The organism is Chryseobacterium sp. UF-81 (genome assembly GCF_058245105.1).
The window spans coordinates 35270-58750 of the sequence record NZ_JBSIBX010000009.1 but is presented as its reverse complement, the minus strand read 5'-3'; the positions used below and the strand labels follow the sequence as shown (position 1 = coordinate 58750).

Below are 23481 nucleotides of genomic sequence, written 5' to 3'. Positions count from 1 at the left end.
GCTGATTTCTTTCCATAACTTTGAGTAAAACCAAATAGTAAAATATGGAAATATCACTTCGTAATCAGGTAGCTGTCGTTACAGGAGGCTCAAGCGGAATAGGTTCAGGAATAGCAAAATCTCTGGCTTCTGCGGGAGCAACAGTTATTGTCAACCATTCTTCAGAAAGATCAACAGATGAGGCACAAGCTGTCCTGAAAGAAATTACAGATGCCGGCGGAAAAGGGATCACGTACCAGTGTGATGTCTCCAAAGAAGATCAGGTTGTCAAAATGTTTCAGGATACCGTTTCTCAATTCGGAACGGTAGATATTTTAATCAATAATGCCGGAATTCAAAAAGATGCCAAATTTACTGAGATGACTCTCGATCAGTGGAATGCGGTGATAGGAGTGAATCTCACCGGACAGTTTCTCTGTGCCCGCGAAGCTATAAAAGAATTTTTGCGCCGTGGTATAGATCCGTCCCGTTCCATTGCCTGCGGAAAAATTATTCATATAAGTTCAGTTCATGAGATTATCCCTTGGGCGGGCCATGCCAATTATGCGGCGAGTAAAGGGGCAATCAGGATGCTCATGCAAACCCTGGCACAGGAATATGGAGCTGACAAAATCCGTGTTAATTCCATCTGTCCGGGTGCTATTCAGACACCGATTAATAAAGACGCGTGGAGTACCCCGGAAGCTTTGAATTCACTGCTCAACCTTATCCCTTACAATAGAATTGGTCAGCCACAGGACATCGGGAATTTAGCTGTTTTTTTAGCAAGTGACCTGGCGGATTACATCACAGGAACCAGCATTTTTGTAGACGGGGCAATGACCACTTTTGAGAGTTTTTCTACTGGAGGATAGATTTGGGAGTGTTAGAGTATTAGAGTGGAGAAACTGCTAGTTAAATATAACAGCATTTCTTATTTCAATATCTGATACCTCATGTTTAAAATCTAAACTCTTGTTTCACAAAACATTTATATTATACAAAAATCAATACATGTCAGAAAAACAAAGACTTTCAGATCTTGCATGGAAAAAATGGGGGCCCTATGTCAGCAACCGCGAATGGGGATTAGTACGTGAAGATTACAGCGAAAGTGGTGATGCATGGAATTATACGACTCATGATACTGCGGAAGCCCAAAGCTACCGATGGGGTGAAGAAGGGATTTGTGGGATCTGTGATGATCTTCAGCAACTGGTTTTTTCCATAGGATTCTGGAATAAGAAAGATAGAATAATAAAAGAGCGTTTCTTTGGACTTACCAATGGACAGGGAAATCATGGAGAAGATGTAAAGGAATATTTTTACTATCTGGATTCCACACCCACCCATTCTTATATGAAAATGCTGTACAAGTATCCGCAGAATGCTTTTCCTTACGAAGATCTTTTAAAAACCAATGCAGAAAGAAATAAAAAAGAGCCTGAATATGAACTGATCGATACAGGAATTTTTGATGGGAACGAATATTTTGATCTTTTTATTGAATATGCCAAAGAAAGCGAGCATGATATTCTGGTTAAGCTTACAGTAGTCAACAAATCTAAAAACGAAGCTCCCATTGTTATACTGCCGACAGTTTGGTTCAGGAATACATGGAAATGGGGTTATGATAACTATAAGCCGCAACTTGAAAGCGAAGATGCGCAGCATATTGCCATCAACCACAAAAATATTGAAATCAAAAATATATATGCCAGGCAGTCTCTGAAGACCTTGTTCTGTGATAATGAAACCAATACCGAAAAACTTTATCAGTCGGCCAACGAATCAAAATACTGCAAAGACGGGATCAATGAATTTGTCATTAACGGGAATTCGCAGGCTGTAAATCCACAGTGTACAGGAACTAAAGCCTCTTTTTTTCTTGATCAAATACTGCAAGCCGGAGAATCAAGAATTTTTGAATTCAGAATGACGGATAAGGACTTAAAAGATGCATTTGCTGATTTTAATAAAATTTTTGATCTGAGGAAAAAAGAAGCAGATGAATTTTATGCTGAAATTCAGAAAGGAATAGAGTCGGAGGATGAAAAACTTGTACAGAGGCAGGCATTTGCGGGAATGCTCTGGAACAAAATGTTTTATCATTACAATGTCGAAAAATGGCTGAAAGGAGATCCTGCAGAAATGCCGCCAGCCAAATCCCGGGAAAAGATCAGGAATTACGACTGGAAGCACCTCAATAACGAACATATTATTTCTATGCCCGATAAATGGGAATATCCCTGGTATGCAACATGGGATCTGGCATTTCACACCATCAGTTTTTCGTTAATCGACCCGGACTTTGCCAAGCACCAGCTGAAACTTTTCCTGTTCGAATGGTATATGCATCCTAATGGGCAGCTTCCTGCTTATGAATGGAATTTCAGTGATGTGAATCCCCCGGTTCATGCATGGGCTGTGTTCAGGGTTTTTAAAATTGATGAATACATCAAGGGAAAACCGGATATTGAATTTCTGGAAAGTGCATTTCAGAAGCTGTTGATGAATTTTACATGGTGGGTCAATAAGAAAGACAATAATGGCAATAATATTTTTGAGGGAGGCTTCTTAGGACTTGATAATATTGGTGTTTTTGACCGGAATACAACCCTTCCGAACGGTGAACAGCTGGAACAGTCGGACGGGACAAGCTGGATGGCCATGTTTGCCCTGAATATGATGAGAATTGCTCTTGAGCTGGCTCTGTACAACAAGGTGTATGAAGAAATGGCGATGAAGTTTTTTGAACATTTCCTTTCCATTGCCAATTCACTGGATAATATGGGGGAAGAGAATTTCAGCCTTTGGGACCAGGAAGATGAATTTTTCTATGATGCTATTTCTTCCAGCGACGGAAATCATATGTATTTAAGACTAAGGACTATTGTAGGATTAATACCCATGTTTGCCGTAGAGGTAATAGATGATGAAATGATCGAAAATCTGCCCAATTTCAAAAAAAGAATGAAGTGGGTTCTTGAAAATAAGCCGGAGCTGGCTTCCCTGGTGTCAAGATGGGAAGTGAAGGGGCAGGATTCCAAGCATCTTCTGTCGCTGCTGCGTGGCCATCGATTAAAAAGGCTGCTGAAAAGGCTGCTTAATCCTGAAGAGTTTTTAAGTGAATATGGAGTGCGGGCATTGTCAAAAGAATATGAGCAGAATCCGTATACCTTGAATTTGAACGGAGCTGATTATTGTGTAAAATATACTCCTGCGGAAAGCGACAGCAGTCTTTTTGGCGGAAACAGCAATTGGCGCGGACCGATATGGTTTCCCATCAATTTTCTGATTATTGAGAGTCTTCAGCGGTTTTTCTTTTATTACAGCCCGGATTTTCTGGTCGAATATCCTACCGGAAGCGGAAATTATTCAAATCTGGATCAGATTGCAGATTCTTTAAGTAAAAGACTGTCCAAAATCTTTTTAATGGATGAAAACGGAAAACGTCCGGTAAATGGCCAGTATGAAAGATTTCAGACTGATCCGGATTTTAAAAATTATATTTTATTCTACGAATACTTTCATGGGGATAACGGGAGGGGAGTAGGGGCTTCCCATCAAACAGGATGGACAGGTCTTATTGCAAAAATTCTGCAGCCAAGATTCTCCAAAAAAGAAATAGCAGAATCCGAAACGGAAATGCCTGGGGAGGTAAAGGGATAATAGTAGAGTTAGAAGAGGGAAGTTGTGGGCTACTTTTAGGCTTTTAATTTCTCTCTCGGCTATACACTTGATGGAATATACTCTAAAATTACAATGAAAATTGTTCAGTATCCTTGTCAAGGTTTTAAACCTTGACAAGGATACTCGTCGAAACTTTGCGATGATGTTTTTACAGCATAAAAATTAATAAAACTGTGCTTTAATTCTTTTTCATACCTCAATAACTTCCTTGTTCCGGAGCTTTAAACGTCCTTACCTAAAACTATTCAAAGATCTGCTGAATAACTTCCAGCGATGCTGGTATTTTAAAGTCCGTAATATGATAATGGTAATAGACCAGAAGGCTATCCAAAAAATCTTTTCTTAATGAGGAATGTATCTTTGTTGCATAAAGATTTTCTGAGCGCATGGCTGCTTTCCAGATGGCTGATATTTCTTCGGTAAACAACTGGTGAGATAGAGTTACAGAGAATGTTCCGGTTTCGGGATCTAAATATTGCCCCTCATTGATCAGAGGAGCTACCCCCTGAATTTTTAATACCATAACTAAAAAAAGCAGATGGCACTGATAATTTTTGCCTGCCAGCTCATTGACAAATTCATCGATACTGAAAAAGAGATTTTGGTTTTTATTTTCGTGCCTTAGAACCTGATTCAGGAAATCGGAGATGAAGAATATGACCGTATTGGCTTTGATATCCATATACATATCGTGGTTCTTTACCAGCTCAAATCTTGAGACCGAAGGAATTCCGTTACCTCTTGCCGGATTAATGGTAAAGCTGAGCATACTCAAAGGCTGAAGCAGGGCTTTCTTTTTATTTCTTTTGGAATAGATCCCCTTTACAAAATAGGTCTGAAAGCCTTCGTCTTCTGTAAAACAATGCAGAACTGCATCATTTTCGCCGTATTTTATGAATGATAATAAAAATCCGTTTTGTGAATTCATTAATTAACCACAGCTATTTTTGCAGTAGCTTTATCCGAACCGTCTTCATTGGTCATCAGTACAAAATAAATACCTGAAGCTACTCTGTTCCCTTTCATGTTGTTAAGGTCCCATTCATAATAACCTCCTCTGGCTACCGCAGAATGTATTACATTTCCTGCCGCATCAGCAATTCTGATATTTGTTTTTTCTGCAAGCCCTTTAATGGTAACTTTCCCTTTAAAGTTTGAATATACTACAGGATTAGGATACACCACTACATTTCCGAAGTTGGCCGTTACATCTGCTACATCTCCCTGATAAGCTACAATACCGTTAAATGTTACAAAATACACCTTTCCTGTTTTTCTGTCTACCTTTATATCGGTAACGGAATTGGTGGGAAGAGGAGAGTTTTCTTTTGTAAAATGCTTTATAGTCTGCTGTCCGTCGGAAGAAAGGTAATATACACCACCACCGTCTATGGAAATCCATTTATAATCCCCGGCATCTACTTCTATCTGCTGTATTTGGGCATCTCTGAAAAGTTCTTCTCCAAGTCCGCCTTGTTCTATAATGATCGGTTCCACTTTCGGATCCGGATTTTTTATTGCTGCAGCGGCATTGGGTAATATTCTTAAGCCGCTGTCGGTGCCGATCCAGGCATCCCCTGATTTACTAAAAGCTACTGATAAGCTTCCTCTTGCATTTCCTGCGAATCCGTTGGTATCTTGTAATATGTAATCAGTGTCATCAGAAAGATTGGTCGCGTTTTTATAATCGTAAACTATAAAATTATTGCTTCTCGGGGTTGGGATCCACAGCATATTTTCATAATAAACAGGAGTTTGTACACCATCACTTGTTATTCCGAATTTTTTTATCACAAAATCATCTGTTCCCCTGTCATAGATTCCAATGGACGGACTTCCATAATTGAAACCAAAAGAAACAAAAAGATTATTTTGCGGATCTGTGGCGAAACCTACGGGACGGTGTGAGAAATCACCCGGAGATCCCAGATCATAGCGTTTTACAAAATCAAAATCTTTACTGCTGGCATTGTATTTCATTTTATAAACTCCCTGGGCAGTAGTTGTATAATTCGTAAAAAATACCTCATTGTTATTAGCCGGGTTGAACACAGCATCCAATACATTGATTGGAGCGGAAGTTGTTGAGAAAAAAGAAGATCGAAGCCACTCTGATCCGTTAAAATAATAAAATCCGGGCTTTTTAGGATTATCTCCTGGCTGATTGTATCTGTTCAGTCTTGCTCCGGACGATACCAGCATTTGATTATTGTCATACAGATTGATCTTGTATGAGGAGTTTGAATAAGGGCCTGATGGTTTATAGGTCGTACCACTTTCTTCCTTTATTCCGGACAGTATTGTTCCGCCATATACCTTTCCGTTGGCCGTTATGGCTGTGTTGCAATCTTCCCCCATACTTACAGCGCCTAAAGATACTCCGTTCAGTCCGAATGTATAAATTCTGCTGTCCGTTACTATAATGTTGCTTGAATTGATAACAATATCCTGAATATTTCCGAAACTCGCCGGAAGCGGGGTGCCCGTACCGTTATTGTAGATAAATGCTGAGGTGGCAGATGAGAATACAAGTAAAGATTCCGCGTCGATATGTTTATATGATCCTGGAATTTCTGTTGACCAGGTAGAGAATACCGGAAATGTAGTGTTCATCTCATGGCTTTTAAGGCCGGTATTGGTCACAGAATATACTTTATTTCCAAATAGGGTTGCTTCGTTGCTGGCTTCATATACGCCACCAGTTACAAAGAATGCAGAATCCCCGAATTCTTTTTTATTAATATTAAATATAGAAACTCCATAGCCTACAGACACTACAGCCTGATCTCCTGTAATAGAAATATGATTGATTCTTTTGCTTCCGTTATAGCCGGTTGCAATAGGAATATCCACAATATATTTGATCTCCTGCGGGGTAACAACATCCATGGAACCGTTTGCATATCCTATTACACCTGTTTTAGTTTGTGGATTATAATCGAAGGCGGATATATTAACGTCATGGAGACCGTTAGCCTTAGACAGCTTGGTAATCTCTCCGGTTGAAATGGTATAATAAAATATCCCGTTTTCAGTAGCGGCAATTATTTTTCCATTGTCTTCCTTCATGGCCAGGACATTGTTGTAGGAAAAAAGATCCGTCCATTTTTTGGACGAAATCACCTGCGCATTCAAAAACTGCAGGGATGTTAAAATACCAAGAGAGATTAAAGAGAGTTTTTTCATATTATACGGTTATGCTGCTGTCTATGATCTGGTTGTTCCAGGAAATATGCTTTACATTTTTATTTGCATCAAAGTAAAAGTCTATTCTGCCAAGAAGAAGACCTGCCCAGCCTACCTGATTCACCAGAACATTTTTACCCTGTCTGTTGGTAAAAGTCTGCGGTTCAGGTAAAAAAGTATGGGTATGCCCACCCAGGATGATATCAATATTTTCTGTTTTGGCAGCCAGAATTTTGTCGCTTACTTTATTGGGTTCATCTTTATAATCATAGCCGATATGAGAAAGGCAGATCACAAGATCACATTTTTGTTCGTTTTTCAGGAAATTGGAGTAATGTTGTGCCACATCTACAGGATCAGAATATACGGTTTCACTATACTGCTTCTTGCCCACAAGGCCGTCCAGCTGAATACCTACTCCGAAAATTCCGACTTTTATTCCATTTTTATTAAAAATCTTATACTGTGAGGTCTTTCCATCCAGAACTGTATTTTTAAAATCATAGTTTGAACAGATGAATGGAAATTTCGCATTAGGAAGAACTTTCAGGAAACCGTCCAGGCTATTGTCAAAATCATGATTTCCCATGGTAGAAGCATCATACTTCATCATAGACATCAGCTTAAATTCCAGTTCGCCTCCAAAAAAATTAAAATAAGGAGTTCCCTGAAAAATATCACCCGAGTCCAGAAGAAGAACATTGCTTTCCTGGCTCCTGATCTGCTGTATCAGGCTTGCCCTTCTTGCAAATCCGCCCTGATTGGGATTCTTCGTATAGCTTGCATCAAAAGGTTCTATTCTGCTGTGCTGGTCATTGGTATGAAGAATGGTGAGTTTATTTTCAGATTTAAAAGGATTGAATTTCAATTCTTCTGCCATCATCATATTGGGAGCTAAAGCTGCTGCTAAAGATCCGCTACCTATTACTTTTAAAAAACTTTTTCTATCCATTATTGCTTACCGGTAAAATTTAAACGAACATCTGTATTCGGAACTACTTCAGATGTTTTCCTGAAATATTCAATGAAAAGATCCCTTAACCTGATTCCTGTGGAAATAGATTCCCCTTTGGAAAAGAACTTCATATTGTCTCCGCCAAGCGCCAGATAATCTGAAGTAGCAATATAATAATCCTGATCGGGATTTACTGGCTTTCCATTGATCTGAGATTTGACAAGCTGTCCGTTATTGGTTTCAATATATAAGTGAGAAACAGGATTGTTGACCTGAGTTTTTGCATAATAATCAAAAAGTCCCTGCAGATCTGATCCTTTCATTTTTACGATGATCACCTCATTTTCAAAAGGCATTACTTCAAAAACACTTTTCAGAAGGATATCCCCTTTTCCAATAGTTGTACGTATTCCACCAATGTTGATCAGGGCAGCATCTACACTTTTATTAAGATTCTTTTTCGTCCATGCATCAGCTCCGTCAAAGGTATAGTCCGCTAAAAGATTACCCAGATTGCTGTTGTCTCCCTGCTTCGTAAGATCTATGCTGGTGTGGGAGATCTTTTGGTTCATCTCCTTATCCAGTTTTTGCTTATAAGGTTCAATAACTTTTACAAACTCCTCATCATTCTTCAGCTCATTATTAATAGAAATATTTTTCTGAGGCTGAACTTGTGCCAACTGCAGTGTAGAAGCTGTTTTGCAGGCAGTAAGTGTGGCCAGAGCAATTCCTAGTAACAAGAATTTATTTTTCATATGTTGCAAATTATTTTTTAAAGGTCTTATGTAATCGCCGGTAATGACAGTGTTTTTTGTAAACAACTTAGCTCATAGCGATGCCATAATATCTTTTAGTATATGCAAATATAATTATATGTATAATAAAACATTATTATTTATTATAAATTCTTATCGTAAATTATTAAATTTGAAAAAAATAATTCTAACAGATGAGCATTTTAAAAGGAGTAGGTGTTGCGTTGGTAACGCCCTTTAATGAAGATTTATCCGTTGATTTCGATAGCTTAACGAAACTTGTTGAGTATAATATTGAAAACGGAACCAATTATTTAGTTGTTTTGGGAACTACAGCAGAAGCTGCAACACTTTCTGAAGAGGAGAAGAAACAGGTAATTGAGCATATCATTAAGGTTAATAATAAACGCCTTCCCCTGGTTTTGGGAATTGGCGGAAATAATACTCTTGAAGTAAAGAAACAGATTGAAGAAGCAGATCTTTCTGCATTTGATGCAGTACTTTCTGTATCTCCATATTACAATAAACCTAACCAGGAAGGTCTTTACCAGCACTATAAAATGTTGGCATCCACCGGGAAGAATATTATTATTTACAATGTTCCGTCAAGAACAGGTCAGAATGTTGAGGCTGAAACCACTATTCGTCTGGCCAATGAATTTCCAAACCTATTCATGATCAAAGAAGCGGCACCCAATATTCTTCAGTATTTTGATATTTTGAGAAAAAAATCTGAAGGATTTTCCCTGGTTTCCGGCGATGATGAATATACGCTTCCTGTAACCTTAGCAGGAGGAGATGGCGTGATCTCTGTAATAGGGCAGGGGTATCCGAAAGAATTTTCTACCATGGTTCAGCTTGCTTTTGAAGGAAAAGTGAAAGAGGCCTATGAAATTCACAATAAACTGGTAGAGATCACCCGACTGATTTTTGCAGAAGGAAATCCTTGCGGGATCAAAGTGGTCCTTACAGAAAAAGGAATTATTAAAAACTATCTGAGACTTCCTTTAGTCCCTGCTTCAGAAGGGCTTTACACGAAAATAAAAACTGAAATGGCGAGAATTTAAAAGATGTGAATAGTGAATAGTCAATGGTGAATTTTTAAATGTACGGTTGAAAATTAATCATTTACCTGCGAAGCAAAATTGACCATTCACCATTGGCCATTTACAATAAAATAACAGGTGAAAAGTTCCGGCTTTTCACTTTTTTTAATCATAAAAATTATGAAATTAACAGCAGCAACAGAAAAAGATATTCCTCTTATTCAGGATCTGGCGAGAAGATCCTGGGAAAACGCTTATGCAGATATACTCTCCGGTGAGCAGATGGAATATATGCTTTCAGAGATGTACTCTGAAGCTGAAATTGGGAGTCATTTGCAGAATCCCGATTACCATTATTATATAATTCAGGATGAGAATAACAGCTCTTATGAAGGCTTTATCGGATTCCAGCATCATTATGAAGAGGGAACTACAAAACTGCACAGGATTTACTTGGTTCCTGAAAGCAAAGGCAAAGGTTTTGGTAAAAAAGCGCTTCAGTTTTTGAACGGCAAAGTTTCCGAGAGCGGTGATCAGCGAATTATTTTGAATGTCAATAAACATAACGCAGCCCGAAACTTCTATGAATCCCAGGGATACAAGATTTATGATGAAGGAATCTTTGATATCGGGGGCGGATATGTAATGGACGATTACCTTATGGAGTTCTTAATTCACAAATAATTGACTTAAAATTTTGTAACATTTAATTTTAATTCTATAACAAGTGATGTTTCTTTTTGCGCCATCTTTGTATCAGAACCAAATCACTTTCAATAATACATTCATATGCTTGGTTTTGAGCTTTGCAGCTTTTTATCAGTATATTTTTTTCATCCTTAGTGTTTAATTCCTGTATTCAATATGCAGGAGTTTTTTCTTTATTATATATTGTAATAAAAAATTCACAGTCTATTTCACTTTTAAATGAAATAAATTATTATATTTACTTCGAAATCTAACACACTTATATCAGGATGAAAATGTATGTAAAATTTGATTTCAATGCTCTCTGCAAGAAAGTATTGGATGAGAAGCTAAAAGAGCACGGGCTGAAATACCGCCTGCTGAACTTTGGTGAAGTGGAGTTCTATGAACCCATTACCCAGGAGCAGCATAATCTTTTTAAGAAGAATCTTGAAGATTACGGCATAGAGATTATTGAAAGCCAGAAGACGGCTTTGGTACAGAAAATAAAAGATGCCATCGTAGAACTTGTTTTCTCTGAAAACGCTGTTCCCGTTAAAGCATCCATTTATATTGCTGAAAAACTGAACCACAGTTATGGATATCTTTCCAATCTTTTTTCTGAGGTTGCTTATACCTCTATAGAAAACTTCATTATTCTTCAGAAAATTGAGTATGCCAAGGAACTAATTCTGAATAATAAGCAGAGCCTGACAGAGATTGCCCACAAACTGAATTATTCAAGTGTGGCCCATTTGAGCACCCAGTTCAAAAATACAACAGGTATCACGCCTTCTCAGTTTCATAAAATCATTATAAAAAGAAGAAAAAACCAGAGTATAAATTCAAAAATGCTGTATGAATAAAGAATATCTGAATGTAATCACAGTAGATGATGACGAGGGTAATATTATATTCTTTAAAAATATTTTCAAAGATTTAAAGATAGGAGTAAAATCGCAGTGTTTCTCCGACGGAGATGATCTTATGAAATATTTGAGCAGCAGTGGTGCAATTATTCCTGAAATAATATTCATTAAGTATGATATTCCGGGAAAAAGCTGTATGGAATGCCTGAGAGAAATTAGAATAAATCCTGGATTCAGCAACATCGTAATTACAGTATACGCCAGCCAGATTTCCGAAAACGAAACAGAAGAAATATTCGTTAACGGAGGTAATATTTTTATGAAAAAACCTGAGACTTATGAGGGCCTTAAAAAATCGCTTACAGAAATTATTACCATAAACTGGCAGTATCATTCTTCAGGCCTGAACAAAGATAATTTTATTATGAAAGTATGATGGATAATGGTTTTATGATGTTAATTTTTTTAATTAAATTATAATATTCAGCGCATACTATTCACATAAAAGTGAAAATTGTATAATTAATAATTAAAATAATATAATAAGAAATCCACGCAATATCATCAATTTTGTAAATGTAAACTTTGGAACACAAATTAGCTATATAAAAAAGCAATGGATGGTAGAAAATAGATTATTTCATTTAGAAAGTAAGATATAAGTCACAATGTTAGTTTAACAAAATGAATTATGTTTATTTCCAGCTATAAAGCATAGAAGATCTTTAAACAAAACGGTACAATCATGAAAACTTAAGAGAGTTGAAGGGTATTTATTCGTTTCATTCCCACTCCTTCAACTTGAAACAGTTAGTTTTTATAATAAGCAAGTTGGAAAAATAATTCATTTTGTTTTTTTAATTTATTTTAATAGTCAGGACTGAGAATTTAAATACATATAAATATTTTCAAACCAAATCATAAGATATTAGTTCTTGCTATTAAAATAAATTTTTTAAACAGACTAAAAGTAATTTCTTCTAAATAACAGTTTTATAAGGGGGCCGCGGGGAGATTTTCTTTTCGCGGTTTTTTTATGAAATTTTGCTCCACTTATTCTTTCCCCTGTAGTGTTTCAGGTAATAATTTTTGATAATCAGGTTGTCCGGATTTGTCAGATGTGGATCTGCCTCCAGGATTTTATCAACCGTATTTTTTGTGGTTTTTATAATGGCGGAATCATTCACAAGATCAAGTCTTTTAAAATCTACAACGCCGCTCTGCTGTGTTCCCAGGATATCTCCGGGACCTCTTAGCTGCATATCCACTTCAGAAATCTTGAATCCGTCATTGGTTTCCGTCATCGTCTTGATGCGGGTTCTGCTTTCCTTCGATAATTTATCAGAGGTCATAAGAATACAGTAGCTCTGTTCTGCTCCTCTTCCAACACGCCCCCGAAGCTGGTGAAGCTGGGAAAGCCCGAATCTTTCTGAACTTTCAATCACCATTACAGAAGCATTGGGAACATTAACGCCCACCTCAATCACGGTGGTAGCTACCATAATCTCAGCTTTACCCGAGGCAAAATAATTCATGGCGATATCTTTTTCAGCAGGTTTCATTTTCCCGTGCAGCATTGTGGTATTGTAATCGGGGAATGCATTCATCACATGATCGAGCCCTTCCATCAGATTTTTATAATCCAAAGTTTCCGATTCCTCAATCAGCGGATACACAAAATAAACCTGTCTGCCTTTTTTAATCTCATCTCTGCAGAAATTATATACATACGTTCTGTCTTTTTCCCTTCTGTGTGCGGTAATGATAGGTTTTCTCCCTACCGGCATTTCATCGATCACAGAGACATCCAGATCAGAGTAAAAACTCATCGCCAGCGTCCTTGGAATAGGGGTGGCGGTCATTACCAGAATATGTGGGGGAATTTTATTTTTAGCCCATAATTTTGCCCTTTGCGCCACACCAAATCTATGTTGCTCATCAATGATAGCCAGTCCAAGGTTTTTAAATTTAACTTTATCTTCCAGAACCGCGTGCGTTCCTACCAATATAGACAGTGTTCCGTTGTCCAGTTCTTCGTGAATGATTTTTCTTTCCGAGGTTTTGCTGGAACCTGTAAGCAGACGGACGTTGATATCCGTGGCTTCCAAAAGATCTTTGATGCCGTTATAATGCTGTTGTGCCAGAATTTCTGTAGGAGCCATTATACAGCTCTGAAACCCATTGTCCATAGCGATTAGCATGGTAAGCAGGGCAACCATTGTTTTTCCGGATCCTACATCACCCTGAAGAAGCCTGTTCATCTGGATAGGTCTTTTCATATCTAAGCGGATTTCTTTTAAAACCCTCTTCTGTGCATTAGTAAGATCAAAAGGAATATGGTGATTATAAAAATCATTAAAGTGGTTACCTACGATAGGAAAAGGGTTTCCTGGTGAATGGGTTTTATGATGAAGCTTTTTCAGGGCGTATCCCAGCTGAAAAAAAAAGGACTCTTCAAACTTCAGCCTGTTATCAGCTTTTTCAAAATGCTTCATATCCTTTGGGAAATGAATGTTTAAAAAAGTATGCTGCCTTGATAAAAACTTAAATGCTTTCATCATATAATCAGGGAAGTTTTCTTCAATCAGATTGGGGATCTCTTTGCAGATATTCCTTAAGACAACCTGGAAAAACCTTTGATTCAAACCTCTTTTAGTCAGTTTTTCAGAGCTTGGATAAATAGGTTTCAGGCGGGTGTCGCTTTCTTTATTTTCCACAGCTTCAATTTCGGGATGAGGCATGGAGAACTGACGATTAAAAACATTGATCTTTCCGAAAATATAAACTTCACGGTTGATCGGAATCTGTTCTTTCAGCCATTTTGAATACTGAAACCATACCAGATCCATCGTTCCGGTATCATCATTGAATTTTGCAGAAAGTCTTTTTACCTTCCCGGTCTGAATTTCCTGTACCTGTGTGATTCTTCCTTTAAGTTGTAACTCAATACTGCTTTCCTCGAGTTGAGAAATTTTAAATACTTTACTTTTATCCAGATATCGGATAGGGTAGAAGTTCAGAAGGTCATCAACGGTTGACAGGCCCAACACATTCTTGATGAGTTTGGCTCTTTCGGGACCTATGCCTTTTACATATTCTATAGAAGTATCTAAAGTCATTTTAAAAATGAGCCCTAATTTCGGTAAAATAGGCTTAAGATTAAAATTTTTGACCGAAAATATTGAGCTTAAAATCAAAAAAAGCGGCTCTCAATTTTTGAAAGCCGCTGTATGGTTAATCTTTGATTTTGGATTTAAATTTTTTCTGGTAATCTTCCCATTGTTCCCGGGTACGGATCTTTTTGAAGAGGTCTTTCGAAATAAATTCTAAATAGGGTTCAAGCTCTTTGGCTGACAGTTCTCCCTGAAGAATAGTAATGGGGCCACCTTTCTCATCAAGGAATACAGTACTTGGAACAGCACCAACGTTCATATATTGGGTGAATTCGTGCAAAGAATTTCTGCCTTTTTTATGCTCAGTATTATCATTGGAAAATGTTCTTCCGAAAACATCAATAGACTTTTTTTCTTCTGCATTAAATTTTACAGGATAGAAATTTTCATTTAAGATTTGTATAATAATATCGTGACCGTATGTTTTTTTATCCATGATTTTGCATGGTCCACACCAGTCAGCATAAAAATCGATCAGGATTTTCTTTGGATTTTCCTTCTGCGCTTTTAAGGCTTCTTCAATAGTCATCCATTTTACCTGGGCAAAACTGAAACTTACCAAAAATAAGAGTATTATGCTTATAATTTTTTTCATAATTTGATATTTACGTAAAAATAAGCATAATCTTGCTTACTTTATTTTACATCCTGCATTAATTTTTTTACGAACGGAGATATCAAAATTAATACCACACCGGCAATTACCGCGTATAATCCCAATTGTTTATATCCATCAGTATAAGTGATCAAAGCATCATAGTTGGTAGACCCTTCTTTTGCTGTAGCAAGTCCGGCACCAATAATTCCGGCAACGTACTGTCCGTAAGCCGAAGCCAGGAACCACATTCCCATCATCATTCCCTGTAGGTTTTTGGTGGAAAGCTTGGTCATAATAGACAGTCCTATCGGAGAAAGGCATAGTTCACCGAGAGTGATAATCAATAATGCCAGTGTGAAGAAATTCAACGATGTTATTCCCTGAAGGTCAGCAAACAGTCTGGTTGCGAATAAAACATAATATCCAATACCCAGGAAAATAAATCCTAAACCGAATTTAACGATGGTATTGGGTTCAATCTTTCTTTTATTCAGCCATATCCAAAGAAGTCCGATAAGCGGTGCGAGGAAAATAATAAAAAAGGCTCCTCCTGAGTTATTCACTCCATTCGGATCTAATCCAAGAAGATCTTTATTCAGATTTTTGGCAGCAAAAATACTTAACGAACCACCACTTTGCTCATAAATTCCCCAGAACAGGATCGAGAAAATAATGAAAACTAAAGCTGCCCAAAGTTTTTTACGTTCTGATGTGGTTACTTTTGACATTTCATAGAACAGATAGATCAGTGTCAAAGGTCCGATAGTCAACATAAAATAATCTGTATATTCCGTTTTGGCAACCATCTTCATGATAATCGGAACGAAAATAAGAGATAATACGTAAACTCCATATTCTTTCCACTTCGGAATCGGAGCAGATTTTACTTCTGCCAAAGGATGTCCTGGCTGAAGTCCTATTGTTCCCATTCTTTTTTGGGTGAAAATAAAGTTGATAAGACTTATGACCATTACTACTGAAGCCAGGCCGAAAGCTACATTCCATCTCATTGCTTCCGGAATAGTGCCGCCCAAAATTTCTCCTTTACCAATGGCAATACATAAATAACCACCTAATAAAGCTCCCAGATTGATTCCCGCATAAAAAAGAGAAAAACCTGCATCTGCTCTTGAATCATTAGGTTTGTAAAGCTGTCCAACCATAGATGAAATATTCGGTTTGAAGAACCCTGTTCCTACCACAGTGAATGCAATTCCTAAGAAAAAGAATTTGTGGGGATCAGTTGCCAGAATCAAACTTCCAACGATCATCAGAAGACCGCCCCAAAAGAGAGATTTCCTGAATCCGAGAATTTTGTCTGCAAAAAGGCCGCCTACAAAGGTAAAGGCATACACAAATGCCTGGGTAGCACCGTATTGAAGGTTAGCTTCTTTTTCATGGAAATTAAGCTGGGAGATCATAAAGAAAACCAGCATTCCGCGCATTCCGTAAAAACAGAAACGCTCCCACATTTCAGAGAAAAACAGGCTCCAGATCTGTCTGGGGTATTTTCCTTTGAAATTTTGTATTTCATCTAGAGTTAAGCTCATAATTGTATATGATTGTTTTAATTAGGGTTTTATTGTTGTTTTGGTCCAGTTCAAAACGGATTCTGTCCTGGTCTATGATTTCTTTTAACTCTTCTTCTTTTGGTAAGTAAAGAAGATATTTGCTGGCAAAGAGATTGTTTTTGTCATTCAAAACAGAATATTTTACAATAGTTTCATCTTTTTCTGAACAGAGAAGAATTCCAATGGTAGGATTATCACCTTCGCCACGTTTCAAATCATCATACATTCTCACATACATATCGATCTGCCCGATGTCCTGATGAGATAGTTCACCGGTCTTAAGGTCGATAATGACAAAGCATTTTAAAATATAATTGTAAAAAACGAGGTCTATATAAAAGTCTGAAGTATCAGTGGAAATATGCTGCTGTCGGGCTACAAAAGCAAATCCTTTCCCGAATTCGAGAAGGAATTTCTGAATATGATCAATGATGGCAGTTTCAATTTCTTTTTCTGATATTTTTTGATCGGCTATTAAACCTAAAAATTCAAATATATAAGGATCTTTTAATAAGCTGTGGATGTTTTCTTCGGGAGATTTCTTGTGTTCCAAAACTCTTTCGTAGGCAAGTGAGTTGATCTGTCTTTTTAAATCCCTGTAATTCCAGTTATTCTGAATAGTTTCACTAATGTAATAGTTCACTTTACCAATATGATCCAGTCTTACGAGTAATCTGTAATGGGTCCAGCTCAATTCGTGACGCAATGCGTCACATTTTGGAAAAGTCTGGTAAAAGGAGCGCATATTTCTTAAATTACTCTCATCAAACCCTTTCCCAAATTCCAGAGAAAGTTTTTTAGAAAGATTTTTCAACGTTTGTTTTCCGTATTCAGCACGTTCTTTTCCCTGCTGTTCATCTTCCACGATCAGTTTTCCTATTTGCCAGTAGGTAAGCAATAAAGTAGAGTTCGCAATCCGAAATACTTTTTCGCGCGACTGCCTAATAATTTCCTTTACGGACTGGAATAAAGAATCTTCGGAAATTTCCATCATACGAAAATAAAAAAAACCTCTGACTTTGCAGAGGTTTTGTTGTATTTATTGATGCGGTTATTTTACACCGTGCATCATTTTCTTTAAGATTGGAGAGATCAGCCCCAAAATAACAGCTGCAATACCACAAAGTACCACGAATACCATAAAGAATTCGAATAGGTTGTGGATCTCAAATCCTGCAAATGTAGGATTGTGTAATGGTAACTGAGCTTTCTCAAATGCTGCTGCCTGCTCAGCTGTTAATGTTACTTTTTTGTCCAGAACATCCTGAAGGTTTACTCCTATTTCCTCGGCTTTTTTAAACTTATCACCTGTAGCTGGTATAAGAGCTCCTAACGAACCTGCTAAAGCATACCCTGCAGCATTGGAAATAAAGAATACACCGTACAATAACGAAGCAAATCTTTTTGGAGCAAGTTTACCCACTAATGAAAGACCAATTGGAGATAAACAAAGTTCACCACAAGTCTGGATGAAATAAAGAAGCATTAGCCATTTGATGGCTAATAATCCTGAATTCCCAAGATCTTTTACGTTGTGTGCAATGATAAAGTAAGAAAGAGCGATCAACGCCAATCCCATTGCCTGCTTGAACGGAGAAACGGGCTCTCTTCCTTTTGTTCTTAATTTATCCCAGGTTAAACTGAATGGAACGGCTAATAGAACTACAAAGATACCGTTGAAGATCTGAACCATGGAAGGAGGCATATTCCAACCGAAAATGTTTCTGTCTGTCTGGTTATCAGCAATAAATGTTAATGAAGATCCTGCCTGCTCGAAAGCGGCCCAGAAGAAAATGATAAAGAAGGATACAATATAAATTACCCAGATTCTCTGTCTTTCAATTTTGTTTTCTGCAGAACTCATAATCAGGAAAGCCAGAGAAATACCGGCCGCATAGATGAAAGGATAAATAATTCCTTTGATCATTTGTCCCATTTCTACAGCGTTAAATCCGAATTCCCCTACCAGCAGATACCTGAAGGCAAAGAATAAAACGACAAATAAAAATCCGGTAATACCCAGAGATGTTCCTGAGAATTTTGCGGTCTGAGTTTCACCTTCTTCAAAGTCTGCACTTGTATTGTTCTTTGGTAACCCGCCGATAGGTCTTCCTTCCGGAGTTACCACATATTTATTTTTAAGGATAAAGAATGTTACGGTTCCAATTATCATTGCAATTGATGCGGCTAAGAATCCCCATTTAAAAGCAAAAATATCTCTTACTCCGGTAGTTGCATCTTTCACATCTCCTACATATGGGCAGATAAACTGTCCCAGGAATGCTCCGATGTTGATCCCCATATAGAAAATGGTAAAAGCAGAGTCAAGTTTGGATTTCTCCTGCTTAGGATAAAGACTTCCCACCATTGAGGAGATATTAGGTTTGAAGAATCCATTACCGAAAATGATAACGAATAACGCCAGCCACATCACCATTTTGGAACTGCCCAGATCGGCAGAGAAAGTAGAGGCGCTGATAAAAAGAAGGAACTGGCCGATAGCCATTAAAGAACCACCAATTAAGATAGCATTTCTGTTTCCTATGTATTTATCCGCAATGAATCCTCCCAAAAGAGGTGTTAAATAACATAAAGCTAAAAATCCACCGTAGATGATTGCCGCATCAGCTTCTTTTATCAATAAGGAATTTACCATGAAGAGCGTCAAAAGGGCTCTCATCCCATAAAAGTTGAAACGCTCCCACATTTCTGTTCCGAAAAGAACCCACAATCCTTTTGGATGCCTTGAATTCTTATTCTCTACAAATTCATCCGGTTTCGGACTTAATGCTTCAATATTATCCATTCTATGTTAATTTTTGTTAAGACTGACAAATATAGTTTTTTTTGAGTTTTTGGCAAGGTTTTAATTTTATATTTAAATAAAAAAGCTGCAGAGTGATTCTGCAGCTTGATATTCTTTATGATAAATAAGGATTAGTGTCCTTTTTCCTTCATGATTTTGTTTAGTCTTTTTAACATGGAAAGGCCTAAAAGTGTTGCAAATATTAACAAAGCAAAGTTGACAAGGAAATAATTCATCTTGTTATCGTAACTGTACCACGTACTCGCCAGGATCCCTGAAAGTTTATTGCCGACTGAGTTGGCCAGGAAGAAACCTCCCATCATTAAAGCGGTAATTCTTGCCGGTGATAGTTTAGATACGAAAGAAAGACCCATGGGAGAAAGGCAGAGTTCCCCAATGGTAATCACTCCATATCCTGCTACCAGCCATAACGGTGAAACTTTTTCGGCTCCATTATCCCCAGCCATAACGGCAATAACCATAACCAGACATGATAATCCTGAAATAAATAATCCTAAAACAATTTTTGTAGGAGTAAGCGGTTCTTTTCCTTTTCTTCTTAATAAAGCCCAGAATCCTACAATGACAGGTGTTAGGGCAATTACCCAGAATGGATTGATAGACTGGAACAATTCCGTGTTGTATAGATAGACTTTAGATTCCGGGTTTCTTTCCAGAGCGGCACGCTGCTCAGAAGAGATATTTTCGAAATAAATATCTTTTCCTATTTTTTTTAAAGGTTTCCCATTTTCATCTTTTTGAGACCTGAATTGTTCATCATAAACAGGTACCTCTTTATCTTCGTAGCTTTTACCCTCTACCATATAAATATCCTCAAGAGGCTTTTCCAGTGAAGCAGGAACACTTCTGTCCGTGTAATAGTTCGCCCATCTTGTTAAAGCCGTACCGTTTTGCTTGAAAACTGCCCAGAAAAACATGCTGATCAGAAATACCGAGAGCAGGGCCCCGATTGACGGTTTCTCTTCCGGCTTAGCTTTAAAGTATAGTGAAGCATAAAAATAAATAACAGGAACACAGGCAAAAATAAAGGCGTCCGTACTGTCGCTTCCGAAAATATTTCCGGGAATGAACCATCCAATAGCCCCAACAGCAATTGCCGGAACAAAAACTTTCATTAAAATTTCAGAAAGCTTGGTATCTCCTTCCTCTCCGGGCTTCATCTGTGCGGCATGGATATAGTGTTTTCTGCCGATGGTAAAGATCACAAGACCAACAAGCATTCCTACTCCCGCAGTGATGAAGGCTTCACCCCATCCGAATTTATTACGCATAAAAGCAGCAATAATATTACAGATAAATGCTCCGATATTGATCCCCATATAGAAAATATTATATCCGGAATCTTTATTGGCTTTATAAGGTTCCTCAGAATACAGGTTTCCTAACAGGGTAGAAATAGTAGGCTTAAAAAAACCATTTCCAATGATGATTAATGCCAGAGAACCGTAAAAAAGGGGCAGCTCTTTGAAGACACCCATTCCTATATATCCTGCAGCCATTAGAATTCCGCCCAGATAGATAGATTTGATATATCCTAAAATCCTGTCAGCCAAAAATCCTCCAAGGAACGGTGTTAAGTAGGTCAGGGCGATGTATGTTCCGAAAATATCATCAGCTGTTTTGTCCGGGAGCCCAAGTCCTCCTTTCAATCCGGTAGGCTCAATGACATAAAGAACAAAGATTCCAAGAATCAGATAATACCCGAAACGTTCCCACATTTCTGTGAAGAAAAGGAAAGGCAGGCCTTTAGGATGTTTAGTCTTCATATAATCAATTTTCAAATTTCCCAAAAATAAGTTTTTAATTTCAATTGATAAAATAAATAATCTCTGCAGAAATGATTAATGAAATAAATGTAAAAAACCTCTCAAAAGAACATTGAGAGGCTTTAAAAATTTATTTAAGGAAATTATAAATTATTCAAAATGAAATCTGTCATTTTCTGGTACAGTTGCGGTCTTGTCTGGCCACCATTAATTCCGTGTTTTTTATCCGGATAAGCCATAAACTCAAACTGTTTTTTGTTCTGGATCAAAGCTTCAGAGAATTCCATAGAATTCTGGAAATGAACGTTGTCATCAGCTGTTCCGTGGATCAATAGAAATTTACCCTTCAACAGACTGGCGTATTCCGTTGGAGAATTTTTATCATATCCATCAGGATTTTCCTGAGGGGTTCTCATATATCTTTCGGTATATACAGAATCATAATATCTCCAGTTTGTTACCGGGGCTACGGCAATTCCGGCCTTGAAGACATCGGCTCCCTTGGTCATGGCCAGGCTGGTCATATAGCCTCCAAAGCTCCATCCGAACATCCCGATTCTTGTTTTGTCAATATAAGACTGGTTTCCGAACCATTTTGCCGCGGTGATCTGATCTTCAATTTCATATTTTCCTAAATTCATATAGGTAACTTTTTTGAACTTAGTCCCTTTGTAACCCGTTCCACGACCGTCTACACAGGCAACGATATAGCCTTTCTGTACCAGATGGTTGAACCATAAGGCATTTCCATTGTCCCATGAATTGGCAACCTGCTGCGATCCAGGGCCGGAGTACTGGAACATAAACAGTGGATATTTTTTATTGGGATCAAAATTTTTAGGTTTCATGATCCATGCATTCATCTGGTCACCTGCATCGTTTGGAATCGTAATGAATTCCTTTTCTACAAAATTATCTGCCTTTAATTTCTGCAGTTGGTCATTATTGTTCTGCAGCTCTTTTACCGTTTTACCGTTTCCGTCTTTTAAAACATACGTGTAAGGTTTTGACACCGAAGAAGATGTTTCAATGAAATAACTGTAGTTTTTGCTGAAACTGGCAGAATTGTTTCCTTCCGCATTAGAGATCAGCTGTGACTTTCCGTTTTCAATATTAACTTTGGAAACTACTTTATTAATACTTCCTTTTTCAGTGGTCTGAACATAGATTTCTTTAGATTTTGGATTGAATCCGTAGTAGTCGGTTACTTCCCAGTTTCCTTTTGTTACCTGCTTTTTAAGCTTTCCATCCTTGTCATACCAGTACAAATGACGGTTTCCGTCTCTTTCGGATGCCCAAAGGAAAGAATCATCTTCCAGGAATTCCAGGGTAGAATCGGCTGTCTCAATCCATTTGTCATCGGTTTCTGTGAATAGCTTTTGAACGGCTCCGGTTTTGGTATTGACCTTTAAAATATCTGAAGCATTCTGAATTCTTTCAGAAGTAACGAGAACAATTTCATCAGGTTTAGCCGTTTGGATAATGTTCGGAATATAATAGTTTTTAAACGAACTTAAATTGATAGGCATTGTTTTTCCTGTATCAAGACGGTACAGCTGGGCAGAAACTATAGAATTTTTTTCTCCTGCTTTAGGATATTTATAACGCATTTCTTCCGGATAAAGTTTTTTTCCATAGATCGGAATATAGATCTCCGGAACCTGGCTTTCATCGGATTTTACAAATACAATGGCATCTGAATTTTTTGTCCATTCATACTGTCTTGCATGCCCGAATTCTTCTTCATATACCCAGTCTGCCAATCCGTTGATAATCGAGTTTTTCTTGCCATCATTCGTAATCTGGGTAATTTTTCCTGAACTCAGATCCTGGTAGAATAAATTATTTTCAACAATAAATGCTACTTTAGTGGCGTCAGGAGAAAATCTGGGTTCCTGTACTGCTTTACCCTCATTCAGATTAATCGTTTTCCCCGATTTCAAATCTTTCACCTCAAACTTTCCAAGGAAAGAATGTCTGTAAATTGGCAGGCTTTCTGTCAAAAGAAGAATCTTTGATTCATCATCGGAGAATTCATAACTCTCAAATTTACCATCAACAATGTTGCCTTCCTTTTGTGAAGTTTTGTAAGAATATTTGGCAATTCCTGTAGGTTCAATGACCAGATAATTTTCTCCGTTCTTCATGGATGTTATACCGGAAATCCCTTTTCCACGATAATATCCTGAATATATTTTATTTAAAGTGATTTCCTGTGCCGATACATTATGAAATGCTACGGCAATAGTAAGAGTTAATAAGAATTTTTTCATTTTGATTATAAAAGAAATCCAAAGATATAAAATATTGTGAATAGATGTGTCAAGTGCCGTAAATATTATATATTATGAAAATAAATATTCTATATTATATGTC

At 37.5% G+C, this 23481-nt stretch carries 17 protein-coding genes; 6 read left to right on the top strand and 11 right to left on the bottom strand.

Annotated elements, in window-relative coordinates:
- Positions 1-44 precede the first annotated feature (44 nt).
- On the top strand, positions 45-854 hold the full coding sequence (locus AC4IFE_RS13225; protein ID WP_490757654.1) for a glucose 1-dehydrogenase: 810 nt from the start codon (positions 45-47) through the stop codon (positions 852-854).
- A gap of 139 nt (positions 855-993) precedes the next feature.
- Complete coding sequence (locus AC4IFE_RS13220) at positions 994-3651, top strand: MGH1-like glycoside hydrolase domain-containing protein (RefSeq protein WP_490757653.1); 2658 nt, start codon at positions 994-996, stop codon at positions 3649-3651.
- A gap of 262 nt (positions 3652-3913) precedes the next feature.
- On the opposite strand, the gene recO is transcribed toward AC4IFE_RS13220, so the two are convergent.
- Genes recO through AC4IFE_RS13200 form a run of 4 tightly spaced genes read right to left on the bottom strand, consistent with a single transcriptional unit; the run spans position 3914 to position 8568 of the window.
- A complete protein-coding gene (gene recO, locus AC4IFE_RS13215) occupies positions 3914-4600 on the bottom strand; it encodes a DNA repair protein RecO (protein ID WP_490757652.1) in 687 nt (228 codons plus the stop codon).
- The gene (porZ, locus tag AC4IFE_RS13210) at positions 4600-6858 is read right to left on the bottom strand and encodes a type IX secretion system anionic LPS delivery protein PorZ (RefSeq protein WP_490757651.1); all 2259 of its coding nucleotides are present in this window, start codon (positions 6856-6858) and stop codon (positions 4600-4602) included. Before porZ ends, recO begins: the two co-directional genes overlap by 1 nt.
- Before the next feature lies 1 nt (position 6859).
- Positions 6860-7810, bottom strand: coding sequence for a bifunctional metallophosphatase/5'-nucleotidase (locus AC4IFE_RS13205; protein WP_490757650.1), 951 nt, complete (start codon positions 7808-7810; stop codon positions 6860-6862).
- Positions 7810-8568 carry a 5'-nucleotidase C-terminal domain-containing protein gene (locus AC4IFE_RS13200; protein ID WP_490757649.1) on the bottom strand — a complete coding sequence of 253 codons (759 nt, stop codon included), beginning with the start codon at positions 8566-8568 and terminating at the stop codon, positions 7810-7812. Before AC4IFE_RS13200 ends, AC4IFE_RS13205 begins: the two co-directional genes overlap by 1 nt.
- A 194-nt stretch (positions 8569-8762) precedes the next feature.
- Here AC4IFE_RS13200 and dapA point away from each other — a divergent pair, with 194 nt between their 5' ends.
- The 4 genes from dapA to AC4IFE_RS13180 all read left to right on the top strand — a co-directional run bounded on the left by dapA (position 8763) and on the right by AC4IFE_RS13180 (position 11606).
- A complete protein-coding gene (gene dapA / locus AC4IFE_RS13195) occupies positions 8763-9635 on the top strand; it encodes a 4-hydroxy-tetrahydrodipicolinate synthase (protein WP_490757648.1) in 873 nt (290 codons plus the stop codon).
- Between the two features lie 159 nt (positions 9636-9794).
- Positions 9795-10298, top strand: coding sequence for a GNAT family N-acetyltransferase (locus AC4IFE_RS13190; protein WP_490757647.1), 504 nt, complete (start codon positions 9795-9797; stop codon positions 10296-10298).
- 293 nt (positions 10299-10591) lie between these two features.
- Positions 10592-11167, top strand: coding sequence for a helix-turn-helix domain-containing protein (locus AC4IFE_RS13185; RefSeq protein ID WP_490757646.1), 576 nt, complete (start codon positions 10592-10594; stop codon positions 11165-11167).
- Complete coding sequence (locus tag AC4IFE_RS13180; RefSeq protein ID WP_490757645.1) at positions 11160-11606, top strand: response regulator; 447 nt, start codon at positions 11160-11162, stop codon at positions 11604-11606. Before AC4IFE_RS13185 ends, AC4IFE_RS13180 begins: the two co-directional genes overlap by 8 nt.
- A 598-nt stretch (positions 11607-12204) precedes the next feature.
- On the opposite strand, the gene recG is transcribed toward AC4IFE_RS13180, so the two are convergent.
- The 7 genes from recG to AC4IFE_RS13145 form a co-directional block, all read right to left on the bottom strand.
- A complete protein-coding gene (recG, locus tag AC4IFE_RS13175) occupies positions 12205-14289 on the bottom strand; it encodes an ATP-dependent DNA helicase RecG (protein WP_490757644.1) in 2085 nt (694 codons plus the stop codon).
- Positions 14290-14404: 115 nt separating this feature from the next.
- Complete coding sequence (locus AC4IFE_RS13170; protein ID WP_490757643.1) at positions 14405-14938, bottom strand: thioredoxin family protein; 534 nt, start codon at positions 14936-14938, stop codon at positions 14405-14407.
- Between the two features lie 41 nt (positions 14939-14979).
- Positions 14980-16491: a peptide MFS transporter gene (locus tag AC4IFE_RS13165; protein WP_490757642.1), complete on the bottom strand. Its 1512-nt coding sequence runs from the start codon at positions 16489-16491 to the stop codon at positions 14980-14982.
- The gene (locus AC4IFE_RS13160; RefSeq protein WP_490757641.1) at positions 16472-17506 is read right to left on the bottom strand and encodes a PDDEXK nuclease domain-containing protein; all 1035 of its coding nucleotides are present in this window, start codon (positions 17504-17506) and stop codon (positions 16472-16474) included. The genes AC4IFE_RS13165 and AC4IFE_RS13160 overlap by 20 nt, the downstream gene beginning before the upstream one ends.
- Positions 17507-17563: 57 nt before the next feature.
- Positions 17564-19318 (bottom strand): peptide MFS transporter, encoded by a 1755-nt coding sequence (locus AC4IFE_RS13155; RefSeq protein WP_490757640.1) that lies wholly within the window; start codon positions 19316-19318, stop codon positions 17564-17566.
- A 131-nt stretch (positions 19319-19449) separates the two neighbouring features.
- Positions 19450-21105, bottom strand: coding sequence for a peptide MFS transporter (locus AC4IFE_RS13150; RefSeq protein ID WP_490757639.1), 1656 nt, complete (start codon positions 21103-21105; stop codon positions 19450-19452).
- 143 nt (positions 21106-21248) lie between these two features.
- The gene (locus AC4IFE_RS13145) at positions 21249-23378 is read right to left on the bottom strand and encodes a S9 family peptidase (RefSeq protein ID WP_490757638.1); all 2130 of its coding nucleotides are present in this window, start codon (positions 23376-23378) and stop codon (positions 21249-21251) included.
- Between the last annotated feature and the right edge of the window lie 103 nt (positions 23379-23481).

Excerpts from the sequence above, each read along its gene's own strand:
- AC4IFE_RS13190 (WP_490757647.1), top strand. The coding sequence starts at position 9,795 with ATGAAATTAACAGCAGCAACAGAAAAAGATATTCCTCTTATTCAGGAT.
- AC4IFE_RS13155 (WP_490757640.1), bottom strand. The coding sequence starts at position 19,318 with ATGGATAATATTGAAGCATTAAGTCCGAAACCGGATGAATTTGTAGAG.
- dapA (WP_490757648.1), top strand. The coding sequence starts at position 8,763 with ATGAGCATTTTAAAAGGAGTAGGTGTTGCGTTGGTAACGCCCTTTAAT.
- AC4IFE_RS13220 (WP_490757653.1), top strand. The coding sequence starts at position 994 with ATGTCAGAAAAACAAAGACTTTCAGATCTTGCATGGAAAAAATGGGGG.
- AC4IFE_RS13150 (WP_490757639.1), bottom strand. The coding sequence starts at position 21,105 with ATGAAGACTAAACATCCTAAAGGCCTGCCTTTCCTTTTCTTCACAGAA.
- AC4IFE_RS13170 (WP_490757643.1), bottom strand. The coding sequence starts at position 14,938 with ATGAAAAAAATTATAAGCATAATACTCTTATTTTTGGTAAGTTTCAGT.
- AC4IFE_RS13200 (WP_490757649.1), bottom strand. The coding sequence starts at position 8,568 with ATGAAAAATAAATTCTTGTTACTAGGAATTGCTCTGGCCACACTTACT.
- AC4IFE_RS13165 (WP_490757642.1), bottom strand. The coding sequence starts at position 16,491 with ATGAGCTTAACTCTAGATGAAATACAAAATTTCAAAGGAAAATACCCC.
- AC4IFE_RS13145 (WP_490757638.1), bottom strand. The coding sequence starts at position 23,378 with ATGAAAAAATTCTTATTAACTCTTACTATTGCCGTAGCATTTCATAAT.
- AC4IFE_RS13180 (WP_490757645.1), top strand. The coding sequence starts at position 11,160 with ATGAATAAAGAATATCTGAATGTAATCACAGTAGATGATGACGAGGGT.
- AC4IFE_RS13225 (WP_490757654.1), top strand. The coding sequence starts at position 45 with ATGGAAATATCACTTCGTAATCAGGTAGCTGTCGTTACAGGAGGCTCA.
- AC4IFE_RS13205 (WP_490757650.1), bottom strand. The coding sequence starts at position 7,810 with ATGGATAGAAAAAGTTTTTTAAAAGTAATAGGTAGCGGATCTTTAGCA.
- porZ (WP_490757651.1), bottom strand. The coding sequence starts at position 6,858 with ATGAAAAAACTCTCTTTAATCTCTCTTGGTATTTTAACATCCCTGCAG.
- recO (WP_490757652.1), bottom strand. The coding sequence starts at position 4,600 with ATGAATTCACAAAACGGATTTTTATTATCATTCATAAAATACGGCGAA.
- recG (WP_490757644.1), bottom strand. The coding sequence starts at position 14,289 with ATGACTTTAGATACTTCTATAGAATATGTAAAAGGCATAGGTCCCGAA.
- AC4IFE_RS13185 (WP_490757646.1), top strand. The coding sequence starts at position 10,592 with ATGAAAATGTATGTAAAATTTGATTTCAATGCTCTCTGCAAGAAAGTA.
- AC4IFE_RS13160 (WP_490757641.1), bottom strand. The coding sequence starts at position 17,506 with ATGATGGAAATTTCCGAAGATTCTTTATTCCAGTCCGTAAAGGAAATT.